Origin of the sequence: Flavobacterium frigoris, assembly GCF_900111075.1 — a bacterium.
Taxonomy (GTDB): Bacteria; Bacteroidota; Bacteroidia; order Flavobacteriales; family Flavobacteriaceae; genus Flavobacterium; species Flavobacterium frigoris.
Genome location: NZ_FOFZ01000021.1, coordinates 1 through 22,342, shown reverse-complemented (window position 1 = coordinate 22,342; position 22,342 = coordinate 1). Strand labels below are relative to the sequence as shown.

The window sequence follows — 22,342 nt, the reverse complement described above, 5'->3', positions numbered from 1 at the left end:
AAGCCAACAAAATCTAAGTAATAAATTAATAGAAATATGTCAATAAAAAGTACAGCAATTACTAAAGGATTTATTATTTCTGGATTAATGAACGCATCAGTTTTAATTTTTTCAAGATTATTTACTAATGCCACAATTCCTGAATTTGATCCCACAGTAATGTCAAATTTTGGGTTATTAATGATTCTAATATGGGGACTAGCCTATATATCTGTTGCAAAAAAGTATCATGAAGTTAGATGGCTTGTTGGAATATTCGCCATTGAAAAATTAATTTACGGGCTTGTTTGGATAAATTGGATGCTAAATAATGATATTGCTGCGGTTTATGAAAAAGACCTAATGGCCGGAGTATTTTACTCGATTTATGGAATCAATGACTGGGTATTTTTCATCTTCTTTATATTAGTCTTCATACGTCTATCTAAATCGAAAAAAAATGGTTAAGTACTATAGATATCAGCGTAATGCGCTTGACCAAACACTATCTAAACTATGACCACAATCGACAAAATAGCTTTTATTGAAATCCAAAAAGGAAAAATATTGAGTACAAAATCTATAGGAAAAACTAAATATTACATTCCTGGAGGAAAACGTGAAAGCGGGGAAAGTGATGAACAAACGCTAATACGAGAAGTAGCAGAAGAATTAAGCGTTACTATAATCCCAAATACAGCTGAATATATTGGAACATTTTCAGCACAGTCTGACGGAGCAGAAGAAGGAATAAATGTAATCATGACTTGCTACAAAGCAAAATATTCTGGAACTTTAAAAGCAAACAGTGAAATTGAGGAAATAAAATGGTTGACTTACAACGACCTTGATATTATTTCTGAAGTTGATAAAAAAATATTCTCCTTTCTTATTGAAAAAGGAGAACTGAAATAAAAAATGAATTATAAAAACTGTTTGCAGATTCTTTGGTAAATACGAACATTAATTTTCATAACTTCGGTTTTTTCTAGGCGAAAAAAATAGCTTTGATCAGCGACAACATGTTACGGTAAATAATAATTGAATATCAAGAATGGAGTACGATTATATCATAATAGGAAGTGGTTTTGGTGGTTCAGTTAGCGCCTTAAGATTATCGAAAAAGGGCTATACCGTTTTGGTAATTGAAAAAGGAAAATGGTTCAAGGCTGAAGATTTCCCTAAAACTAACTGGAATTTTAGAAAATGGCTTTGGATGCCAAGTCTCCGTTTCTTTGGGATCATGAAATTAACCGTTTTTAAGCATGTTGCAGTTCTTTCTGGAACTGGTGTAGGTGGTGGCTCTTTGGTATATGCCAATACATTGCCCATTCCTAAATCCACATTTTTTAAAACTGGTAGCTGGAGTAAACTTAACGACTGGGAAAAGGAACTAGCTCCTTATTATCAGGAGGCACTAAGAATGCTTGGTGCAGCTAAGAACCCCAAATTGTTTGACGGAGATATTGGGCTCAAAAAAGTAGCTCAAAAATTAGGCATGGAAGATAAATTTGATGCTACCACTGTTGCTGTCTATTTTGGAGAAGAGAATGTTACAAAAGAGGACCCCTATTTTGAAGGCATGGGGCCAGAAAGAACCGGTTGCAACTTTTGCGGTGCCTGCATGACGGGGTGTAGAAATAATTCTAAAAACACACTGGATAAAAACTATTTATACTTGGCACAAAAATATGGAGCAGTAATCATGGCCGAACAGGAGGTTTATGATGTTAAACCAATAAACACAGAAAATGGTTCTAATGGTTATGAAGTTTCGATAAAAACAAGTACAAAATTATTTTCGAAAAAAAGTAAAATTAAAAGCAAAGGAGTCATTTTTTCTGGGGGTGTATTAGGAACGATTAAATTACTACTACAATTAAAGACTAAATCATTACCTAATATCTCTGATCGATTAGGGCAAGACATAAGAACTAATAATGAAACTTTAGTAAGTGTTTCTAGTCTTGAAAAAGATAAAAACTTTTCGAAAGGTGTTGCTATCGGAAGTATTTTAGATACTGATGAGAATAGTCACCTAGAAATATGTAGATATTCTGAAGGTTCTAATGCCTGGAAACTAATTCATTTCCCGTATGTTACGGGAACTAATGTTTTCATTCGTTTAGCAAAAGTTCTAGTATCATTAGTAAAATCTCCTGTCAAATATTTAAAAATTTATTTTGTGAATAGTTGGGCAAAAAAAACAGTTGTACTGCTTTTTATGCAAACCCTAGATAGTACGCTTAGATTTAAGATCAATATTCTTGGGTTTATGAACTCAACAGTAAGTACAGGTAAAAAACCTACCCCTTTTATTCCAGAGTCAGTTAAACTGATTAAAGAATACAGCGAAGCTGTTAATGGTGTGAGTACCTCATTTACCCTAGAAACAATTGCAGGAATACCTTCAACAGCTCATATTTTGGGTGGTGCTGTGATGGGAGAAAATCCTTCAGAAGGGGTGATTGATAAAAATAACAAAGTTTTTGGATACGATAATCTTTATATTATCGATGGTTCCATGATATCAGCAAATCCAGGAGTGAATCCATCCTTATCAATAACTGCCATTGCGGAGCGAGCTATGGATCAAATTCCTACCAAAACAACTTTCGATACTTAAAATAAATAATATCCGTCAATGAAGTATTTAACTAAAAGTTTTAAAATAATTTTAAGCTTTGCCGCACTAATCATCATAGGTATTATAGTTTTTTTTGGACATCGAGATATTCCATTGAATGAATTAAAAGCAAAGTACACCAATACAGCTTCTTCCTTTATTGCTGTGGACAGAATGGATGTTCATTTTCGTGATGAAGGAGATCAAACCGACACTATTCCCATCGTACTTATTCATGGCACAGCATCCAGTTTACATACTTTTGACACCTGGACTGATAGCTTGAAAAAATCAAATCGAGTAATCAGAATGGATCTTCCTGCCTATGGCTTAACGGGTCCGTTTCCAGATCGCAATTATTCGATGGCGCATTACACACAATTCTTAAAAAACTTTTTGACAGCTTTAAAAATCAAGCAATGTGTGCTAGCTGGGAATTCCTTAGGTGGAGAAATAGCATGGAACTTTACGCTAGAGGAACCAGAAATGGTGAAAAAATTGATCTTAATAGATGCCGCAGGATATCCTCTAAGTTCGAAGAGTGTACCAATTGCTTTTAAAATAGGTAGAACTCCGTTGCTAAATAAGGTCCTTACTTATATAACTCCTCGTTTTATTGTGAAAGCTAGTGTTGAAAATGTATATTTCGATAAGTCGAAAGTAACTGAATCATTAGTTGATCGTTACTTTGAACTCACACTTAGAGCAGGCAATCGTCAAGCCTTTGTAGATAGATTCAAGATGGCAAAGGATACGAGTGCTTATAAAAATATAAAACACATTCAACAACCTACACTTATACTATGGGGAGCAAAAGATTTATTAATCCCAGTAGAAAACGCCAATAAATTTCATAAAGATTTACCAATTAATACTCTAGTTATTCTGGATAATAATGGTCATACTCCAATGGAAGAAAGCCCAATGGAAAGCCTAAAACCAGTACTTGACTTTTTAAAAAATAGCAAACAAGTTGGAATGAATATTAATGCGGAAAAGACTTTAAAACTTACTATATAGAAACCTTAAGCTGTAATTAAAAGCCGAGTTACTATGAAACACTCAATTTATATGATACTATTATTTTCTCTACTGACTCCAAAAGTAATTTTTGATTTTAACAAAAATTCAGATATTCAAAACTGGATGATTGTTGATGATGTGGTAATGGGCGGCGAATCAGCTGGGACTTTTAAATTAAATGCTGAGGGTTTTGGTGTTTTCGAAGGAAATATATCACTGGACAATAATGGAGGATTCTCTTCTGTGCGTTATCGATTTCCAAAAACAATAGTAAAGGAATACAGCACCATAGTTATTAAACTTAGAGGTGATGGTAAAAAGTACCAATTCAGAATGAAAGCTGCTTATGGAGATTACTACTCCTACATAGCACCCTTTTCTACCTCAGGAGAATGGCAAGAAATAGAAATTCATATAAAAGACATGTATCCTTCATTCAGAGGAAGAAGACTTGAGCAACCTAATTTTAACAAAGAACATATTGAAGAAATAGCTTTTTTGATCGGGAATAAAAAAGCGGAAAAATTCAAACTCTTGATAGACAAAATAGAGTTAAAATAACACTTCGTCACGTAGCAATGAAAAGCTTCGTCACTGCTGCGAGCATACCGTCCGAGGCCTTAAGTATTCTGTTGGTTGTATCTTCGAATAAAATAAAAAACCCTGAATAATCAGCTTTCGAAACTATCAATAACATTTTCAAAAAGCAATCCTCCCTTGTACATTCCTTTTAAAAAAGGGTGTATTAATTTTCCTAATTCGGTTAAGCTGTACTCTACCCTAGGCGGAACTTCAGGGAATACTTCCCGGTTAATCAAACTATCTATCTCTAACTCTTTAAGTTGTTTAGTAATCATACGCTCGCTGATATCAGGCATTAGCCTTACTAATTCACTATATCTCTTATTGCCTTGAAAAAGATGTAAAATAATGGTCCCTTTTCGTTTTCCTTTAATGGCATTTATAAAAGTATCAATCGGACAGTAACTTTTTTTTATCTTTTTTTATTTAAATCCGCACTGAATATACAAAACAGCACAAAATGTTCGTATGTGAATTATTTGTAAGTTATTGTATATCAATATATTTTAATCGAAATTTGTTACAAAAGTAATCAAATCATATAAAACATATACAATGAATAATCAATCAACATTTAAGGCTTTTCGAGTAGAAGAAAAAGACGGCAATTATATTTCTACAATTAAGGAAATGCCATTTAATGCTTTAGCTCAAGGCCAAGTACTTATCAAAGTACATTACAGCTCATTGAACTACAAAGATGCGTTATCTGCAAGTGGAAATAAAGGGGTCACTAGAAATTATCCACATACACCCGGTATTGATGCTGTTGGAACAATCGTTTCGTCTGAATCAAATAAATTTAAAGTGCAAGACAAAGTTATTGTGACAAGCTATGATTTAGGAATGAATACCGATGGAGGTTTTGGGCAATACATCCAAGTCCCAGAAGACTGGGCGGTTAAGTTACCTGAAAACCTAAGCATGAAAGAGGCCATGATTATTGGAACAGCGGGATTAACAGCAGGAATTTCTGTATTACGACTGACTGAAACTGTAAAACCTGAAGATGGACCAATCGTTGTTTCTGGTGCTACTGGTGGTGTGGGATCTTTAAGTATCGCTATTTTAAAAAAAATAGGTTATAAAACAGCGGCAATCACAGGCAAAGAAACGGAGCGTGACTTTTTAATAAAAATTGGAGCAGATGAAGTTATTATGCGACAAGATTTTGAAGAACCAGAGAAAAGACCATTGTTAAAACCTGCTTTTGCCGGAGCTATTGATACCGTGGGTGGAGTTATTCTTGAAAATATTATAAAATCCATTAGTCCTATGGGCGTGGTAACTTGCTGTGGTAATGTAGCCTCTTCAAAACTTGATTTAACCGTGTTTCCGTTCATTTTAAGAGGAATATCCTTAATAGGCATAGACTCTCAAAATTATCCAATGAATTATAGAGAGAAAGTATGGGACAAATTATCCAACGATTGGAAAACAGCTACATTAACTGAAACTTGTACTGAAATAACTCTAAATGAATTAGATAAAAAAATTGATTTAATGCTTAAAGGAAAATTAAAAGGAAGAACCGTGGTTAAGATGGATATTTAAAAATAGGTCAAACAACAGCTAGTAAAAAAGATTGCTTAATTGTATAAAAAAGAATATTTTTAAGATCTCAATTTAAATAGTAGAAAGTTGCGCTTTTAAAAACGCGGCTTTCCTGCCCAAAACTGTGAGTCTTCATTCAAAACCAGATACAATTAATGAAATTTAGTATTCTAATTTTAGCATTTGCTTTTTTAACCTCTTGTCAAACATTTGGACAGCAAAAAAACAAAAATTACGCAGATTTAACTACAAATATCAATTCCATTATTGCTAATAATAGCTTTAATGGAGTTGTTTTTTTAACGGAAGATTCGACAACACTATACTCTAAAGCCATTGGCTATTCTGATTTAAAAAATAAAACGCCACTTACGATTAACGATCAATTTGTTATTGGTTCGATAAGCAAACAAATAACAGCCGTATTAGTACTAAGAGAATATGAAAAAGGCAAAATTAGACTTGAAAATAAAATAAATGACTATTTGATCGACAGTAAACAACCTTGGTCAAAAGAAGTCACTATTCATCAACTGCTTACTCACACTCACGGAATTGTAGCTTTAGATGCGCCTTTAGAATTTAAGCAAGGTTCTCAATTTCATTATTCGCAATTAGGCTATGAATTACTTGCGCAGATTCTTGAAAAAGTAATGGGTAAAACATTCGAAAAGCTAGCAACAGAGCTCTTTAACGAATATGAATTAAAAAACACCTTCCACCCTAAAAACAAAAGGTATAAACATCTGGTAAAAGGATATGAGGAAAATGAAAATGGGGTTTTAGAATTCACGCCCAACAGTTTATCTAATTATGCCGCAGCAGGCGCATTCATCTCTAACGTTGCCGATTTAAAAAAATGGAACCACCTACTCTACTCTGGAAAACTTGTCAAAAAAGAGACATTGGAACTAATGAAAACAAAATATGCTACGCGTATCCATCCTGTTTTTGGGACAATCGACTATGGATATGGATTACTATTTAAAGATGGCGAACAAAATTTACAAATTGGTGCTTTCGGTTATGCTCCAGGTTTTGTTTCTGCTTGTTATTTTTATCCTCAAACAAACAGGAACTTAATCATTTTGGAAAATACAGGCAATAATTTAGATGATTTCAAAAAGACATTTAAAGTGCATACTGAAATAATGGAATTAATAAAAAAACAAACGCCCAGCACTGGCAATAAGTAATGATCTATAGTCATTTACTTTAAAAATATTGACCGATATTCGATTACCCATTTTTCTCAAAGCAAAATAAAAATAGTAAGCCATTCCAAAAATAAAAGAATAGATGACAAAAGAATTTCCAGTTACAAATTCAACCCTTTCTGCAACTAAACTTGGGGAATTATTACAAGAGAAATATAATTTAAGTGAGAATACGGAATGCAAACTTTTCAGAGCCGGAATGAACCACGTTTACATCGTTACTGATAATAATACTAAATATGTTCTTCGCGTCTATACTTTTGATTGGAGAACAAAAAAAGAAGTTGCCGAAGAAGTACGACTGCTTATCCATTTGAACAAAAACAAAACTCCTGTTTCCTTCCCCTTTGCTGATAATTTAAACGAATACATTCAAGAATTAAACGCTCCCGAAGGATTACGGTATGCTGTATTATTTTCGTTTGCAGAAGGCACAAAATCCGCAAAATTCACAGCTGAAACCAGTTTTTGTATTGGGCAAGCTTTGGCCAAAGTTCATAAAGAGACAGAAAGTTTTGCATTAAACAGAATCACATACAACAATGAAGTTTTGCTTATTGATTCCGTTAAACGAACACGGGAATTCTTTAAGAAAGAAACTGAAGAGACGCTATTTTTAGAAAAGCTGGCTCGTTTTCTACGAAAGGAATTTAGTACTGTAGCTAACGAACAAATACGTTTTGGAGCCGTTCATCTCGACGTATGGTTTGATAATATGCACTTTAATGAAGACAATAAAGTAACCCTTTTTGATTTTGATTTCTGTGGTAATGGCTGGTTGTGTTTAGATATTTCCTATTTTCTATTTCAGCTATTCTCTACAAATCTAAACGAGAATGATTACAAAGTGAAAGCAGCAAGTTTTCTTGAAGGTTACGAAACGATAACTGAAATTACTAAAGAGGAAAAACGAATTCTACCGCTCGCCTGTTTAGCAATTATGACCTATTATATCAGTATGCAATGCGACAGATATGATTATTGGACCAATGTTTTCTTGAATGAAGACCACTTAAAAAGGTTTATAGGCAATTTAAAACGATGGATTATTTTTAATAAAATTGAATTAGAGTAGGACGAACTACTGGCTAAGAACCATGCTAAAAATATTAAAATTTCAAGTACTCATTCCGTTTTCCAAATAACAATAAACCACTTTTTAAATCAACTTTGAAAGGGCTTTAGTTCTAGTACGAAAGAGCAGCATTGTAATTTAATAAGTAAATGATTATATCTGCATTAAAAAATAGAATATATTTGAGATACAAAATTGTAGTGTTTGGTATAGCGTAATTATACTGAATGTTAACTTAAAACAAAAAATATGAATAAAAACACTGATTTAGGGTTGTTAATCCTTCGTATTGCAGTTGGCGCCTTGATGTTGCTTCACGGAATTGCTAAATTAGGAGATGTCTCTTTTATTGAAGGCATGCTATCTGCAAAGGGACTTCCTTCTATTCTTGCTTATGGCGTTTATATCACTGAAATTGTTGCTCCGCTACTAATCCTTGCTGGATACAGAACCCGAATAGCGGCTGGTGTATATGTTTTTGGTACTTTATTTGCTTTTTTCTTAGTACACACAGCAGACCTGTTTACTTTAAACGAAAATGGTGGATGGCAAGTAGAATTATTGGGCTTATACCTATTTGGTGCACTAACACTTTTCTTTACTGGCGGTGGAAAAATGGCCGTTTCTTCTTCCAATACATGGGATTAACTTTTGACAATACGAAATTAAAAAAAGTACGAAGCCTAATTTTTAATTTGGATTTTTAAGTACAAGAACCTAAAAGCAAAACCCCCTTTCAAAATCAAGTTTGAAAGGGGGTTTTATATTTTAGAAAACGCTGTTTTAGATTCCAGCTACTGCTTTTATTTCATCAATAATTCGCAAAGCTAGCGTATCAGCCTGCGCTTGTGAAGGTGCTTCAGTATAGATTCTAATAATAGGCTCTGTATTTGATTTTCTCAAGTGTACCCATTCATTAGCAAAGTCAATTTTTACTCCGTCAATGGTGGTGATATCTTCGTTCTTATATTTCTCAGTCATGGCAACCAGAATCGCATCCACATCAATTTGTGGAGTCAATTCGATTTTGTTTTTGCTCATGTAATACTCGGGATACGAAGCACGTAAAGCCGAAACGGTCATTTTCTTGTTGGCCAAATGCGTCAAGAATAAGGCAACACCTACCAAACTATCACGACCATAATGCGACTCCGGATAAATGATTCCGCCGTTTCCTTCTCCACCTATGATGGCATTGTTCTTTTTCATTAAATCTACTACATTCACCTCACCTACAGCACTGGCTTCGTAGTTTCCATTATGTCTGTTCGTCACATCGCGCAAGGCACGAGAAGAAGACATATTAGAAACCGTATTCCCTGGGGTTTTACTCAACACATAGTCGGCACAAGCTACCAATGTATATTCTTCACCAAACATTTCGCCATCTTCACAGATGAAAGCCAAACGGTCTACGTCTGGATCCACGACAACTCCTAAATCTGCTTTTTCCTTAACTACTAGTTCTGAAATATCAGTTAGGTGTTCTTTTAAAGGCTCCGGGTTGTGTGGAAAATGTCCGTTAGGTTCACAGTATAACTTCACTACTTCAACGCCCATTAATTCCAATAATTTTGGGATAATGATTCCTCCAGATGAATTCACACCGTCTACTACCACTTTGAATTTAGCCGCTTTGACAGCTTCAACATCAACTAAAGGCAAATTCACCACCTCGTCAATATGAATATCCATGTAAGCGTCATTCTCTGTAATTTGGCCTAAGCTGTCCACATCCGAGAAATCAAAAGCTTCAGCTTCAGCGATCGCAAGGATTTTTTCTCCTTCAATCCCATTAAGGAATTCTCCTTTTTCATTCAATAACTTTAAGGCATTCCATTGCTTCGGATTGTGTGAAGCAGTAAGGATAATTCCTCCGTCTGCTTTCTCCAAAGGAACAGCAACTTCAACCGTTGGAGTCGTTGACAACCCCAAATCAATCACGTCAATACCTAAACCAATCAAGGTATTCACAACTAAATTATGAATCATAGGCCCTGAAATCCGGGCATCACGACCTACAACAACCGTAAGTTTGTCTTTACCAGAATAGTTTTTTAACCAGGTTCCATAAGCGGAGGCAAATTTCACTGCATCAAGTGGCGTTAAGTTATCCCCTACTTTCCCTCCTATTGTCCCACGTATTCCTGATATTGATTTTATTAAAGTCATTCTTATATTTTTAAATTTTGAGTACTTTCTTTTAAATTTCCCACAAATATAATAATTGACAATTTAAATAAGTCATTTAGAATTCATAATTTAGGCGAATGAACTTCTTAGCACACATCTATCTTTCGGGCGACAACGATTTAATCAAAATTGGTAATTTTATGGCTGATGGGATACGGGGGAAGCATTTTGAAAATTATCCTTTGGAAGTACAGAAAGGAATTATTCTTCATCGTGCAATTGACACCTTTACGGATGCCCATCCTGTTTTTAGACAAAGCACTAAAAAATTGCATTCCAGATACCATCACTATTCTGGTGTTATAGTTGATGTTTTTTACGATCATTTTCTGGCAAAAAATTGGGTTAAATACTCAGACGAAGATTTGGAAACATATGTTACTACTTTCTATCGGTCTTTGAATGACAACATCCCCATTTTAAGCGAAAGAACCATTTCAATTATGCCTTATATGATTAAACAAAACTGGTTACTCAGTTATCAAACCATTGCAGGAATTGACAAAATACTAACCCAAATGGATAGCCGAACCAAGAATGAATCAAAAATGCGCTTTGCTTCAGAGGAACTAACGCAGTTCTATACTGAATTTGAGCAGGAGTTTACAGGTTTTTTTGAGGAATTAAGGGCACATGCGAGACAAAAATTAATAGAAGAATAAAATTTAAAATATACAAAGCTATTGAAACATATAAGTTCTTTAAGTTTTTTACTAAAAAAGAATGCTGAGCGTAAACACTTTACTGATATGACTTATATGTTAAAAAAGAAAAAACCAAACTACCATACCATAATGAAAAAAATAATACTACTCCTTTCCCTAGCATTTCTTAGTTGTAAATCAAATGAAAAAATCATGGTTCCAACAGGTTTAGTTACCGATAAAGCCATGGTCGTTTCGGCACGGGAAGAGGCTTCCGCAATCGGTGTTGCTATTATGAAAAAAGGAGGAAACGCTTTTGATGCTATGGTCGCAACTGAACTCGCATTGGCGGTATCTTATCCGCAGGCGGGGAATCTTGGTGGTGGTGGCTTTATGGTTTTCAGAAAAGCCAATGGCGAAACTGGAGCCCTCGATTACAGAGAAAAAGCACCGCTTGCCGCAACCAAAGACATGTATCTTGATGGAGCAGGAAATGTAATTGAAGGTAAAAGTACCGCTTCGGCAATAGCCTCTGGAATTCCAGGTACACTCGCCGGATTATTTGCGGTGCATAAAAAATACGGTTCTTTACCCATAGCCGAAATCATGGAACCTGTAATTGCGTTAGCTGAAAAGGGCGTTGTCGTTACGGAATTTCAAGAACAAAGTTTAGCTACTTACAGGGAAACGTTTATAAAAACGAATGGCCCAAACAGCTTATTTTCTCAAGTTTATAAAGCGGGCGATACCATTAAGTATCCTGCCTTGGCAGCCACTTTAAAACGAATTGCAAAAAACGGACGTGATGAGTTTTACAAAGGGGAAACGGCGAAAAAGTTAGTGGCTTTCCTAAAAGCGAAAGACGGCAATATGACAGCGGAAGATTTAAGTCAATATAAAGCTAAATGGAGAGCACCTATCACTTTTACCTATAAAGATTTAAAGATAACCTCTATGTCTCCGCCAAGTAGTGGTGGTATTTGTTTAGACCAAATCATGAAAATGATCGAACCTTTTAATCTTGCCGAAATGGGGCACAACAGTGTGAAAGCAATCCAAGTCATCACCGAAGCGGAACGAAGAGCCTACGCGGACAGAAATGCTTTCCTAGGCGACCCAGATTTTGTAAAGCTTCCTATAAAAGAACTATTGGATTCCACTTACATCCAAAACAGAATGAGTGATTTCTCATTCGACCAAGCTTCAAAATCATCTGATATTAGTAAAGGAAAAATTCTAGGGTACGAAAGCAAGCAAACCACGCATTACTCTATTGTAGATGCCGAAGGAAATGCAGTTTCTGCAACGACCACCTTAAATGATAATTACGGTTCTAAAATATACTGTGATGAATTAGGTTTCTTTTTAAACAACCAAATGGATGATTTTAGCGCTAAAGCCGGAGTTCCTAATCTATACGGACTTACAGGAACCGAAGCCAACAGTATCGCTCCAGGCAAAAGAATGCTTAGCTCTATGACACCAACCATTGTAGAGAAGAACGGAAAATTGTTCATGGTTGTGGGAACTCCCGGAGGTTCTACGATTATCACTTCTGTTTTGCAAACCATTTTAAATGTGTACGAATTTGATATGAGCATGCAAGAAGCAGTCAACGCACCTCGTTTTCACCATCAATGGCTTCCTGACGAAATCACCTTTGAACCAAACTCTTTCGATAGAGAATTACTGGAAAAAATAAAAGCAAAAGGATACAAAGTCAACGAAACCAATAAAGAAATTGTAGGTCAAGTCGATGCTATTTTAGTCTTAGCAAATGGAAAACTGGAAGGTGGCGCCGATAAAAGAGAAGACAACAAAGCATTAGGTTTCTAATTCATTCTATTCCAAACAAATAATACAAATACATCAGAAATGAAAAAAATTATTATTCTATTGTGCGTCATTACTTTTGGTTGTAAAACGCAAAAAATTGCGGTTCAACCTACAGGACTTTTGGCGAATGAGGCAATGGTCGTTTCGGCACGGGAAGAAGCTTCTAAAATTGGTGTCGAAATCATGAAAAAAGGCGGAAATGCTTTTGATGCGATGGTTGCAACCGAATTGGCATTGGCAGTAGCCTACCCTTACGCCGGGAACCTTGGCGGTGGCGGATTTATGGTCTACAGAAAGGCAAATGGTGAAAAAGGAACTTTGGATTATAGAGAAAAAGCCCCATTAGCGGCCACAAAAGATATGTTTTTGGATCCCAATGGAAATGTAATTCCTGGAAAAAGCACTCAATCGGCGCTGGCAATAGGTATCCCGGGAACGATCGCTGGTGTTTTTGCAGTACATGCGAAATTAGGTTCCTTACCTATCGAAGAGATTTTAAAACCCGTTATTGAGTTGGCGGAACGTGGTGTTGTTGTTACACAGAAACAGGAAGAACGCCTGAATGACTATCGTCAAGAACTTACAAAAATAAATGGTTCCAATTCAGTGCTTTCAAAAGTATATAAAGAAAAAGACACCATTAAATATCCCGCGCTGGCAGCAACACTAAGAAGAATTTCAAAAAATGGCCGCGACGAGTTTTACAAAGGTGAAACCGCAAAAACTTTAGTGGATTATCTTCAGGCAAAAGGAGCTATAATCACCATGGAAGATTTGGCTCAATACGAAGCCAAATGGAGAACACCGCTTAGTTTTAAATACAAAGATTTGAACATTATTTCGATGGCACCACCAAGCAGTGGCGGAATATGCCTGGCACAAATATTTAAAATGATCGCCCCTTATGATTTGGCTAAAATGGGACATAATTCTTCACAGGCTATACAAGTAATTGTAGAAGCAGAACGAAGAGCCTATGCGGACCGAAGCTACTTTTTAGGAGATCCTGACTTTGTAAAAATACCATTGAAAGCGTTAATGGACGACAATTATCTGAAGCAAAGAATGGCCAATTTCAGTTTTGATAAAGCGACCTTGTCATCAGATATTAAGGAAGGAAACGTCAATTATAACGAAAGTATGGAAACGACCCACTACTCTATTGTAGATCAATTTGGAAACGCTATTGCTGCTACAACCACGCTAAACGCTGGTTTTGGCTCAAAATTTTACTGTGATGAATTGGGGTTTTTATTGAACAATGAAATGGATGATTTCAGTGCCAAAGCGGGAGTACCTAACATGTTTGGACTCGTAGGAAATGAAGCGAACAGTATTGCTCCGCAAAAAAGGATGCTGAGTTCCATGACGCCTACTATTGTCGAAAAAAACGGAAAACTATTGATGACCGTGGGCTCCCCTGGAGGGTCCACTATTATCACTTCTGTATTGCAAACGATCTTAAATGTGTACGAATACAACTTGAGTATGCAAGAAGCGGTTAATGCGCCCCGCTTTCACCATCAATGGTTGCCAGATCTGATTACATTTGAACCGAATACTTTTAGTACACAAACCTTTGATGCGTTAAAAGCAAAAGGCTATCTCATTAATGAAAAAACAACTCCCGTTATTGGTAAAGTAGACGCTATCTTGGTTTTACCAAACAATAAACTAGAAGGCGGAGCCGATTTTAGAGGAGATGATACCGCAGTTGGATTTTAGAAGTATGGGATTTATTGCTGATTTAGAAACTGCCTTTCAAGAAAATAGCCAGAGCGAAATTGCTTTGGCTATGGCCAAATATATGAAGAATCATTTTGCTTTTTTTGGAATAAAAACAACCGAACGAAGACAACTTTTTAAAGAAGTCTGGAAAGCGAACAAAGAGGAAGTGGCCAAAAATGCAAGAGAAATTGCAATAGCCTTATATGCAAAAGACCAGCGGGAATTTCATTACTGCGCCATTGAAATTTTGATAAAAGAACTGAAAGGAAAGTATAAGCAGAAGGATATTGATATCATAGAAAAACTGCTAACACATAATTCCTGGTGGGACAGCGTAGATACTATTTCAAAAAATATTCTTGGCGAATACCTATTGGAATTTCCTGAATCCATTACCGAAAGTATCAGTAAGTTTTCCAATTCAGACAATATGTGGTTAAATCGAAGTGCTATTTTATTTCAATTGGGGTATAAAGACAAAACGGATTTTGACTTATTAAAGACAGTTTGCGACCAGCATAAATTCTCCAACGAGTTTTTTATCCAAAAAGCAATTGGTTGGGCTCTAAGAGAATATGCGAAAACAAATCCAGAGGCAGTAAAAAGATTTGTTGCTGATACCAACCTAAAACCATTGAGCAGAAAAGAAGCGCTAAAAAACTTATGGGATCATTAAAATAATAGTAAATTAGCACTTTTAAAAAAAAAAAATGCTCAAAAAATATCTTACTAAACTAGAAAATATTATTGCCTGGGCGCAATCTATGCTAACAGAAAAGCAATTTATTTTTTTATCAAGTGTTTTAGTAGGTATTTCTTCAGCATTTGCAGTAATCGTTCTGAAATCATTTGCACACCAAGTTTTCTCCTTTGCTACTTATATAAATGGAATTTTAAAACTGAGTTTCATAAATAGTATCTTACCTATTGCAGGTTTAGTGCTGACTGTATTTGTGGTTAAAAGAGTCCTTGGTGGCTCTATAGAAAAAGGGACTTCCCAAATTTTATACTCCGTGGCAAAGAAAGCTAGTATCGTTCCACAAAAACAAATGTATGCCCAAATCATCACAAGTTCCCTTACTGTTGGACTTGGTGGATCTGCAGGTTTAGAGAGCCCCATTGTGGTTTCTGGTGCCGCTTTTGGGTCAAATTATGCACAGCGCTACAAACTGAGTTATAAAGACAGAACTTTACTTATTGGTTGTGGAGTGGCCGCAGGAATCGCCGCTGCCTTTAACGCGCCTATTGCCGGGGTCTTATTTGCGATCGAATTTTTATTAGTCGATGTGAGTATAGCCGCATTTACTCCCATTATGATTGCAGCTGCAACGGGCGCTTTAGTGTCTGAAATTGTATTGGACGAATCTATTTTATTAAACTTTAAGCAACAACAGATCTTCGATTACCATAAAATCCCTTTTTATATCATTCTAGGTGTTTTAACTGGTTTAATGTCTGTGTATTATACCCGATATTTTCAAAGAACAGAACATTATTTTGCTAAACTAAAACTCAATCCGTATAAAAAAGCAATGGTAGGAGCTTCTATTCTGTCCATTTTAATTTTTATTTTTCCAACGCTATTTGGTGAAGGCTATGAGAGTATCAAAGTTTTATCAGAGGATAATCCCGGTATAATGTTAGAAAATACTCTTTTTAGCAGTTTTAAAGATAACAGCTGGGTCCTGCTAATATTTGTTGGTCTAACGATGATGGTAAAAGTTTTCGCCACCGGAATTACATTAGGATCTGGTGGAAACGGTGGTAATTTTGCCCCTTCCTTATTTGTAGGTTCTTATCTTGGATTCGTGTTTTCAAAAGTGATAAATCTAACTGGTTTAACTCATTTACCAGTAAGTAATTTTACTATGGTAGGAATGGCTGGTATTTTGAGCGGGTTGTTCCACGCTCCTCTGACAGCGATTTTCTTGATTGCTGAAATAACCGGTGGATACAGTTTGATGCTTCCGTTGATGATTGTTGCTTCAATCAGTTTTGCTATTTCAAAACGATTTGAACGGCATTCTATGGATGTAAAAGAACTAGCTAAAAAAGGACACGCTTTTACGAGTAATAAAGATACAAATGTACTAGCTACATTAGATACTAGCTCTATTATACAAACCGATTATTTAACCGTTACACCAGATGAAAATCTAGAAAAATTAGTAGATTTAATTTCGCACTCGAATCAGGTTATTTTTGCTGTTATCGATAAAGACAAGCGTTTAATAGGTGTCGTTCATTTCAATAATATTCGGGAAATAATTTTTAATACCTATAGAGTAAAATACACCTTGGTCAAAAGCATCATGACCGTTCCTACTGAAATAATTTATCCTTTTAATACCATGGAGACGGTTATGAACAAATTTGAACGTTCAAAAGTAGCCTTCTTACCCGTTGTAAAAGATGATATTTACTTTGGATTTATATCAAAATCAATCGCCCTGGAGGCGTATCGTACCAAATTGAAATCGATGACGATAGAATAATACATAAATCTTAATATCGGATAGGGTGTTTTTTAATATTATCCGATAAATGTAGTATCTTTGTGGTTATGTGGAAGATAGATACAAACTATAGAGAAGAATTTCAATCAACCTTTGATCGATTGTATGAAAAAAAGCAAGTCCTGCAAACCAGCAGACCATTGCCTGCCATCGCATTGAATAAAATCAAGGAAAGCCTATCTATAGAATGGACCTATAATTCTAATAGTATTGAAGGCAACACCATGAGTTTAAGAGAAACCCAAATGGTGCTTCAAGAAGGAATAACCATCAAGGGAAAATCATTACGAGAACATTTTGAAACCCATAATCACGATAAAGCAATTGATTATTTATTCTCCATTGTAAATACTGATTATGTATTGCGCAGTATTGACATTTTGTCTTTGCATGGATTAGTTTTACGTTCCATTGAAGATGATTTAGCAGGTCGCTTGCGCAATGGCGGCGTGCGTATATCAGGTGCAAATTTTGTTCCTCCAAATGCCAATAAAGTTTCGGATTTACTCGATGAATTGATTGATTTTATCAATACAAATCCGTTAGGACTTAATGACATTGAACTAGCGGCTGTTTTTCATCATAAACTCGTTTGGATTCATCCTTTTTTTGATGGAAATGGTAGAACGGTTCGCTTGGCTATGAATTTGTTATTGATGCGTTGTGGTTTTCCGCCCGCCATCATTTTAAAAAACGACCGCAAGAAATACTATGAAGCGCTTAATCAAGCCAATGGAGGTAATTATCAAAAACTTACCTTATTAATGTGTCAAGCCGTTGAGCGTACGCTTAACATATACTTAAATGCGCTTCCAGGAAATGATTCAGAATACATTGCCATTTCTAATTTGGTTCAGGAACCTGATATGCCCTATGGTCAAGAATACATAAGTCTACTGGCTAGGCAAGGTAAAATTGATGCTTACAAAGAAGGACGCAATTGGCTTACCACAAGAGAAGCCGTAGAAAATTACATGGCCACTAGAAAACGAAAACGCTAATTACATAATTAGCGTTTTTTTATGTGCAATACCCATTTATTATTACAAGAACAAAACGGGCTAAATAGCCCCGATTGAAGTAAAAATCCTTATAAGGCAAGTGTTTTGCCTTATAAGATTGAAACGGAAAGCGGGAGAATTCTTTATTAAAAACAGTCGAAACAATGCTCTAAACCCCATTTTAAGGTATTGATTTTAACATAAACTTCTAAAGTGTTGTATCGAAAGAATAAATCAAAATGGTAACTTTGCTTTTTTGCAAAAATTATGTTAGACAAAGACAATACTATTGAGGTTCAAGGCGCTCGCGTTCACAATCTAAAAAATATAGATGTTTCCATTCCTCGTGAAAAACTGGTAGTAATTACCGGTCTTTCAGGATCCGGAAAATCATCCCTCGCATTTGATACTATTTATGCCGAAGGCCAACGCCGGTACGTAGAAACATTTTCTGCTTACGCCAGACAATTTCTTGGAGGCTTGGAGCGTCCAGATGTGGATAAAATTGACGGACTTTCGCCTGTTATAGCTATTGAACAAAAAACTACCAGCAAAAGTCCGCGGTCTACTGTGGGAACTATTACTGAAATATATGACTTCCTGCGTCTGCTTTATGCACGTGCGGCAGATGCCTATAGTTACAATACGGGAGAGAAAATGGTCAGCTACTCTGATGAACAAATCAAAGACCTGATTATCGAAGATTTCACTGGAAAACGAATCAATATCCTTGCTCCGGTTATTAGAGCGAGAAAAGGACATTACGGAGAATTGTTCCAGCAAATCGCTAAACAAGGTTTCTTAAAAGTACGTGTAAATGGCGATGTGCTCGACATTACCCCAGGAATGAAATTAGACCGTTACAAAACCCACGATATCGAGATTGTTGTGGATCGAATGGTTATCGAAAAAACTCCAGATAACGAGAAACGCTTGAGCGAAAGCATCAACACCGCCATGCATCATGGGGAAAATGTGTTGATGGTTTTAGATCAAGATTCGCAAGAAGTTCGCTATTTTAGTAGGAACTTGATGTGTCCCACAACGGGAATATCCTATCAAAATCCGGAACCCAATTTGTTTTCTTTCAACTCTCCAAAAGGAGCTTGTGACCATTGCAAAGGACTTGGAACGGTAAACGAAATCAACACCAAAAAGATTATTCCGAATCCGAAATTGTCTATCAAAGCAGGAGGTTTTGCTCCTTTGGGCGAATATAAATCGTCTTGGATATTTAAACAATTGGAAATCATTGGAGAAAAATATGAATTCAAAATTACCGATGCTATTGAAAAAATTCCGGAGGAAGCGATGGAAATGATTTTGAATGGCGGAAAAGAAAAATTCACGATCAACTCTAAAGATTTAGGCGTTGCCCGAGATTACAAAATAGACTTTGAAGGGATTTCCCATTTTATAAAAAACCAACACGACGAAAGCGGTTCTACAACTATCAAACGATGGGCTAAAGAATTCATGGATGAAATTCCATGCCCAGTTTGTGAAGGTTCTCGTTTAAAAAAAGAAGCCCAATTCTTTAAAATCGACGGACAGAATATTACGGAATTGTGTGCGATGGATATTTCTGATCTGACCGCATGGTTTCATGATTTAGACAGCCGTTTATCTGATAAACAGCAGCGTATTGCCACTGAGGTGATTAAAGAAATTAAGGACCGACTGAACTTTTTAATGAATGTAGGTTTGGAATATTTGGCTTTAAGCCGAAGTTCAAAATCACTATCAGGTGGAGAAGCGCAACGCATCCGACTAGCAACTCAAATAGGTTCTCAATTGGTTGGCGTACTCTATATTTTAGATGAGCCCAGTATTGGTTTACACCAAAGAGACAATGATAAACTGATCCATTCTTTGGAACAATTGCGTGATATTGGGAACTCGGTTATTGTAGTCGAACATGACAAAGACATGATTGAACGTGCCGATTATGTGATTGACATTGGCCCGAAAGCGGGAAAATTTGGAGGCGAAATCATCAGCATAGGAACTCCGGCGGAAACTCTGAAATCAAATACCATAACCGCACAATATTTAAACGGCGAGATGAAAATCGAAGTTCCGAAAAAACGACGTGAAGGGAACGGAAAATTCATGAAACTAACCGGAGCGACTGGAAACAACTTAAAAAATGTTTCTATTGAACTGCCGTTAGGGAAAATGATTTGCGTTACGGGAGTTTCTGGAAGCGGTAAATCGACCTTGATCAATGAAACCCTCTACCCTATTTTGAATGCGTATTATTTTAATGGGGTCAAAAAACCGCAACCATATAAAAAAATCGAAGGTTTAGAGCTTATCGACAAAGTAATCAATATTGACCAAAGCCCGATAGGGAGAACACCGCGTTCTAACCCTGCCACTTATACCGAAGTATTTACGGAGATCAGGAAATTATTCACCATGACTTCCGAGAGCATGATTCGCGGCTATAAAGCGGGACGTTTCAGCTTTAATGTAAAAGGCGGACGCTGCGAAACCTGTCAAGGTTCTGGTGTGCGAACCATCGAAATGAACTTTTTACCAGACGTTTATGTAGAATGCGAAACCTGTCAAGGAAAACGTTTTAACAGAGAAACACTGGAAATTCGTTTTAAAGGAAAATCAATTTCTGATGTATTGAATATGACTGTTGATGAAGCGGTTCCGTTTTTTGAAATGATTCCGAAGATTCACCGTAAGGTAAAAACCATTCAAGATGTAGGTTTAGGATATATTACCCTTGGTCAACAGAGCACAACGCTTTCGGGCGGGGAAGCACAACGTATTAAACTAGCAGGAGAATTATCAAAAAAAGATACTGGAAACACCTTTTATATCCTAGACGAACCCACTACGGGACTTCATTTTGAAGACATCAGGGTATTGATGGGCGTGATCAACAAATTAGTAGACAAAGGAAATACGATCCTGATTATCGAACACAATATGGACGTAATCAAACTGGCAGATTATATTATTGATATTGGCCCTGAAGGAGGAAAAGGCGGCGGAAAAGTCGTTGCCAAAGGAACTCCCGAAGAAATAGCCGATAATAAAAAAAGCTATACCGCGAAGTTTTTGAAAAAGGAATTGGAGTAAGTGTTTTTAATTAGCGCAAATTCGCAAATTATTATCTTTTAATTAGACTTTGAAATAAAACGAAAAAACTACTGTGTGATGCAGTAGTTTTTTTTTGTATTGGTTTGTGTGCATGAAGTCTGGAGAATTTTTAAACCTTCTAGACTTTCAATGCTCTTTCACGGAGACTTAGTAGAGCAGCTACTATTTGAACTAACGTGTCGCTTTTTTGAGATGGCTGGAAGTTCGTAACCGCTCAATTTTCGGCTTAACGAAAACTTGATACTAAAATGCAATTCCACTAAATTCCAGCTAACTCAAAATGGCTGTTGTACACTGTTATTTTTGTCAGAAAGGAAGGTCATTCCATTCCTCAATTATTTCTTCTTTTTGTTCAGTTTTGGGCTTTTCAATAGTTTCTAAAAATCTAATAACGTTAGAGACATTGTTGAAAATTAATATACTTTCATTATAATTCAAAATTACATTATCGTGTGCAAAGCTTTGATTATTTCTAACACCATTAAATGCTTCTAATACCGAAATAGATGACTTCAAAATTCTTTCTGTCATTTCGGATTCTATTAAGCCTTTTTTTACTAATTTTTTGACATAACCACCAAATAAGCTATGAAGAGGAGTTTCTTTATCAAATGTTATCTGATGATTTTCACACAATTGTCTAACGTATTTTATCGTAAAAGTATGAAGTCTATCTAATCCTTTTTCAGGTTCATCATTATTTATACCTTCACGAATTGATTCGGCTAAAATTTTGAAAGTTCTATCGTCAGAATTTGCTTGAATTGCATCAATATTTTCAACAGGATTTTCAGCTTTTAGCTTCGCGACTATTATTAAGCAGTCTTTATGGTTATTCTCATCTGCTATATCAAAGTTGATTTCGCCTGATTGAGCTTGCTCCAACCAATATTCCAAAAGTTTTTCTAATAATTTTCCAATATTATAATTTGATTCCACGTTCCAAAATCCACGAAGTCTATTTGCTTTTGAACCACTGCCATAATTATACTTTTCTTCATAAATATCTATTCCTACTGAATCTCCAACAAACTCTTGAAAAGTTCTGTCTGAAAAGTCCAAAACATAACCAGATTTCATTCCGAAAAGTTTTTCAAATTTATTTTTTTCTATGAAAGTAAGACTCATAATTTAGTTTGTTTATAATAGTGCACAACGTCAGTCTGTGAAAAAACCTCCGTTTAATTCTATCAAATATAAACAAATAATCTAATTATTAGACAGAAAAGTTGTATATTTAATGATGCA

General features: G+C 35.7%; 19 protein-coding genes. 16 read left to right on the top strand and 3 right to left on the bottom strand.

The window, feature by feature from the left end; translation table 11 throughout:
• Positions 1-36 precede the first annotated feature (36 nt).
• From BMW63_RS16965 to BMW63_RS16945, 5 genes are all read left to right on the top strand, one after another.
• Complete coding sequence (locus tag BMW63_RS16965; protein ID WP_074724651.1) at positions 37-447, top strand: hypothetical protein; 411 nt, start codon at positions 37-39, stop codon at positions 445-447.
• Positions 448-495: 48 nt separating this feature from the next.
• A complete protein-coding gene (locus BMW63_RS16960) occupies positions 496-894 on the top strand; it encodes an NUDIX hydrolase (RefSeq protein WP_074724650.1) in 399 nt (132 codons plus the stop codon).
• A 139-nt stretch (positions 895-1,033) separates the two neighbouring features.
• Positions 1,034-2,605 carry a GMC oxidoreductase gene (locus BMW63_RS16955; protein WP_074724649.1) on the top strand — a complete coding sequence of 524 codons (1,572 nt, stop codon included), beginning with the start codon at positions 1,034-1,036 and terminating at the stop codon, positions 2,603-2,605.
• A gap of 18 nt (positions 2,606-2,623) precedes the next feature.
• Entirely contained in the window at positions 2,624-3,625 is a 1,002-nt protein-coding gene (locus BMW63_RS16950; protein ID WP_074724648.1) for an alpha/beta fold hydrolase, read from the top strand.
• A gap of 33 nt (positions 3,626-3,658) precedes the next feature.
• Positions 3,659-4,189 carry a CIA30 family protein gene (locus BMW63_RS16945; protein WP_074724647.1) on the top strand — a complete coding sequence of 177 codons (531 nt, stop codon included), beginning with the start codon at positions 3,659-3,661 and terminating at the stop codon, positions 4,187-4,189.
• Between the two features lie 110 nt (positions 4,190-4,299).
• On the opposite strand, the gene BMW63_RS16940 is transcribed toward BMW63_RS16945, so the two are convergent.
• Positions 4,300-4,584, bottom strand: coding sequence for a winged helix-turn-helix transcriptional regulator (locus BMW63_RS16940; protein ID WP_262488824.1), 285 nt, complete (start codon positions 4,582-4,584; stop codon positions 4,300-4,302).
• A gap of 181 nt (positions 4,585-4,765) precedes the next feature.
• Here BMW63_RS16940 and BMW63_RS16935 point away from each other — a divergent pair, with 181 nt between their 5' ends.
• The 4 genes from BMW63_RS16935 (at position 4,766) to BMW63_RS16920 (ending at position 8,704) form a co-directional block, all read left to right on the top strand.
• Positions 4,766-5,764 (top strand): YhdH/YhfP family quinone oxidoreductase, encoded by a 999-nt coding sequence (locus tag BMW63_RS16935; RefSeq protein ID WP_074724645.1) that lies wholly within the window; start codon positions 4,766-4,768, stop codon positions 5,762-5,764.
• A 155-nt stretch (positions 5,765-5,919) separates the two neighbouring features.
• Positions 5,920-6,960: a serine hydrolase domain-containing protein gene (locus tag BMW63_RS16930; protein WP_074724644.1), complete on the top strand. Its 1,041-nt coding sequence runs from the start codon at positions 5,920-5,922 to the stop codon at positions 6,958-6,960.
• 103 nt (positions 6,961-7,063) lie between these two features.
• On the top strand, positions 7,064-8,056 hold the full coding sequence (locus BMW63_RS16925) for a phosphotransferase (RefSeq protein ID WP_074724643.1): 993 nt from the start codon (positions 7,064-7,066) through the stop codon (positions 8,054-8,056).
• A 249-nt stretch (positions 8,057-8,305) separates the two neighbouring features.
• Complete coding sequence (locus tag BMW63_RS16920; RefSeq protein ID WP_074724642.1) at positions 8,306-8,704, top strand: DoxX family protein; 399 nt, start codon at positions 8,306-8,308, stop codon at positions 8,702-8,704.
• Between the two features lie 135 nt (positions 8,705-8,839).
• Here the strand turns inward: BMW63_RS16920 and glmM are convergent, their stop codons facing one another.
• On the bottom strand, positions 8,840-10,228 hold the full coding sequence (glmM, locus tag BMW63_RS16915) for a phosphoglucosamine mutase (RefSeq protein ID WP_074724641.1): 1,389 nt from the start codon (positions 10,226-10,228) through the stop codon (positions 8,840-8,842).
• Between the two features lie 98 nt (positions 10,229-10,326).
• Between glmM and BMW63_RS16910 the strand changes: the two genes are divergently transcribed.
• The 7 genes from BMW63_RS16910 to uvrA all read left to right on the top strand — a co-directional run bounded on the left by BMW63_RS16910 (position 10,327) and on the right by uvrA (position 21,073).
• The gene (locus BMW63_RS16910) at positions 10,327-10,911 is read left to right on the top strand and encodes an acyl carrier protein phosphodiesterase (protein WP_074724640.1); all 585 of its coding nucleotides are present in this window, start codon (positions 10,327-10,329) and stop codon (positions 10,909-10,911) included.
• A 132-nt stretch (positions 10,912-11,043) separates the two neighbouring features.
• On the top strand, positions 11,044-12,729 hold the full coding sequence (gene ggt, locus BMW63_RS16905) for a gamma-glutamyltransferase (RefSeq protein ID WP_074724660.1): 1,686 nt from the start codon (positions 11,044-11,046) through the stop codon (positions 12,727-12,729).
• Between the two features lie 39 nt (positions 12,730-12,768).
• Positions 12,769-14,454, top strand: a complete 1,686-nt coding sequence (gene ggt, locus BMW63_RS16900; RefSeq protein WP_074724639.1) for a gamma-glutamyltransferase — start codon at positions 12,769-12,771, stop codon at positions 14,452-14,454.
• Complete coding sequence (locus BMW63_RS16895; protein ID WP_083380545.1) at positions 14,432-15,133, top strand: DNA alkylation repair protein; 702 nt, start codon at positions 14,432-14,434, stop codon at positions 15,131-15,133. The genes ggt (BMW63_RS16900) and BMW63_RS16895 overlap by 23 nt, the downstream gene beginning before the upstream one ends.
• A gap of 34 nt (positions 15,134-15,167) precedes the next feature.
• A complete protein-coding gene (locus tag BMW63_RS16890) occupies positions 15,168-16,952 on the top strand; it encodes a chloride channel protein (RefSeq protein ID WP_074724637.1) in 1,785 nt (594 codons plus the stop codon).
• A gap of 68 nt (positions 16,953-17,020) precedes the next feature.
• The gene (locus BMW63_RS16885; protein WP_074724636.1) at positions 17,021-17,974 is read left to right on the top strand and encodes a Fic family protein; all 954 of its coding nucleotides are present in this window, start codon (positions 17,021-17,023) and stop codon (positions 17,972-17,974) included.
• Between the two features lie 267 nt (positions 17,975-18,241).
• Positions 18,242-21,073 carry an excinuclease ABC subunit UvrA gene (gene uvrA / locus BMW63_RS16880; RefSeq protein WP_074724635.1) on the top strand — a complete coding sequence of 944 codons (2,832 nt, stop codon included), beginning with the start codon at positions 18,242-18,244 and terminating at the stop codon, positions 21,071-21,073.
• A gap of 327 nt (positions 21,074-21,400) precedes the next feature.
• Here uvrA and BMW63_RS16875 read toward each other — a convergent pair whose 3' ends face one another.
• Positions 21,401-22,222 (bottom strand): abortive infection family protein, encoded by an 822-nt coding sequence (locus tag BMW63_RS16875; RefSeq protein WP_074724634.1) that lies wholly within the window; start codon positions 22,220-22,222, stop codon positions 21,401-21,403.
• Positions 22,223-22,342: the final 120 nt, after the last annotated feature.

Excerpts from the sequence above, each read along its gene's own strand:
- BMW63_RS16965 (WP_074724651.1), top strand. The coding sequence starts at position 37 with ATGTCAATAAAAAGTACAGCAATTACTAAAGGATTTATTATTTCTGGA.
- BMW63_RS16960 (WP_074724650.1), top strand. The coding sequence starts at position 496 with ATGACCACAATCGACAAAATAGCTTTTATTGAAATCCAAAAAGGAAAA.
- BMW63_RS16955 (WP_074724649.1), top strand. The coding sequence starts at position 1,034 with ATGGAGTACGATTATATCATAATAGGAAGTGGTTTTGGTGGTTCAGTT.
- BMW63_RS16950 (WP_074724648.1), top strand. The coding sequence starts at position 2,624 with ATGAAGTATTTAACTAAAAGTTTTAAAATAATTTTAAGCTTTGCCGCA.
- BMW63_RS16945 (WP_074724647.1), top strand. The coding sequence starts at position 3,659 with ATGAAACACTCAATTTATATGATACTATTATTTTCTCTACTGACTCCA.
- BMW63_RS16935 (WP_074724645.1), top strand. The coding sequence starts at position 4,766 with ATGAATAATCAATCAACATTTAAGGCTTTTCGAGTAGAAGAAAAAGAC.
- BMW63_RS16930 (WP_074724644.1), top strand. The coding sequence starts at position 5,920 with ATGAAATTTAGTATTCTAATTTTAGCATTTGCTTTTTTAACCTCTTGT.
- BMW63_RS16925 (WP_074724643.1), top strand. The coding sequence starts at position 7,064 with ATGACAAAAGAATTTCCAGTTACAAATTCAACCCTTTCTGCAACTAAA.
- BMW63_RS16920 (WP_074724642.1), top strand. The coding sequence starts at position 8,306 with ATGAATAAAAACACTGATTTAGGGTTGTTAATCCTTCGTATTGCAGTT.
- glmM (WP_074724641.1), bottom strand. The coding sequence starts at position 10,228 with ATGACTTTAATAAAATCAATATCAGGAATACGTGGGACAATAGGAGGG.
- BMW63_RS16910 (WP_074724640.1), top strand. The coding sequence starts at position 10,327 with ATGAACTTCTTAGCACACATCTATCTTTCGGGCGACAACGATTTAATC.
- ggt (WP_074724660.1), top strand. The coding sequence starts at position 11,044 with ATGAAAAAAATAATACTACTCCTTTCCCTAGCATTTCTTAGTTGTAAA.
- ggt (WP_074724639.1), top strand. The coding sequence starts at position 12,769 with ATGAAAAAAATTATTATTCTATTGTGCGTCATTACTTTTGGTTGTAAA.
- BMW63_RS16895 (WP_083380545.1), top strand. The coding sequence starts at position 14,432 with ATGATACCGCAGTTGGATTTTAGAAGTATGGGATTTATTGCTGATTTA.
- BMW63_RS16890 (WP_074724637.1), top strand. The coding sequence starts at position 15,168 with ATGCTCAAAAAATATCTTACTAAACTAGAAAATATTATTGCCTGGGCG.
- BMW63_RS16885 (WP_074724636.1), top strand. The coding sequence starts at position 17,021 with ATGTGGAAGATAGATACAAACTATAGAGAAGAATTTCAATCAACCTTT.
- uvrA (WP_074724635.1), top strand. The coding sequence starts at position 18,242 with ATGTTAGACAAAGACAATACTATTGAGGTTCAAGGCGCTCGCGTTCAC.
- BMW63_RS16875 (WP_074724634.1), bottom strand. The coding sequence starts at position 22,222 with ATGAGTCTTACTTTCATAGAAAAAAATAAATTTGAAAAACTTTTCGGA.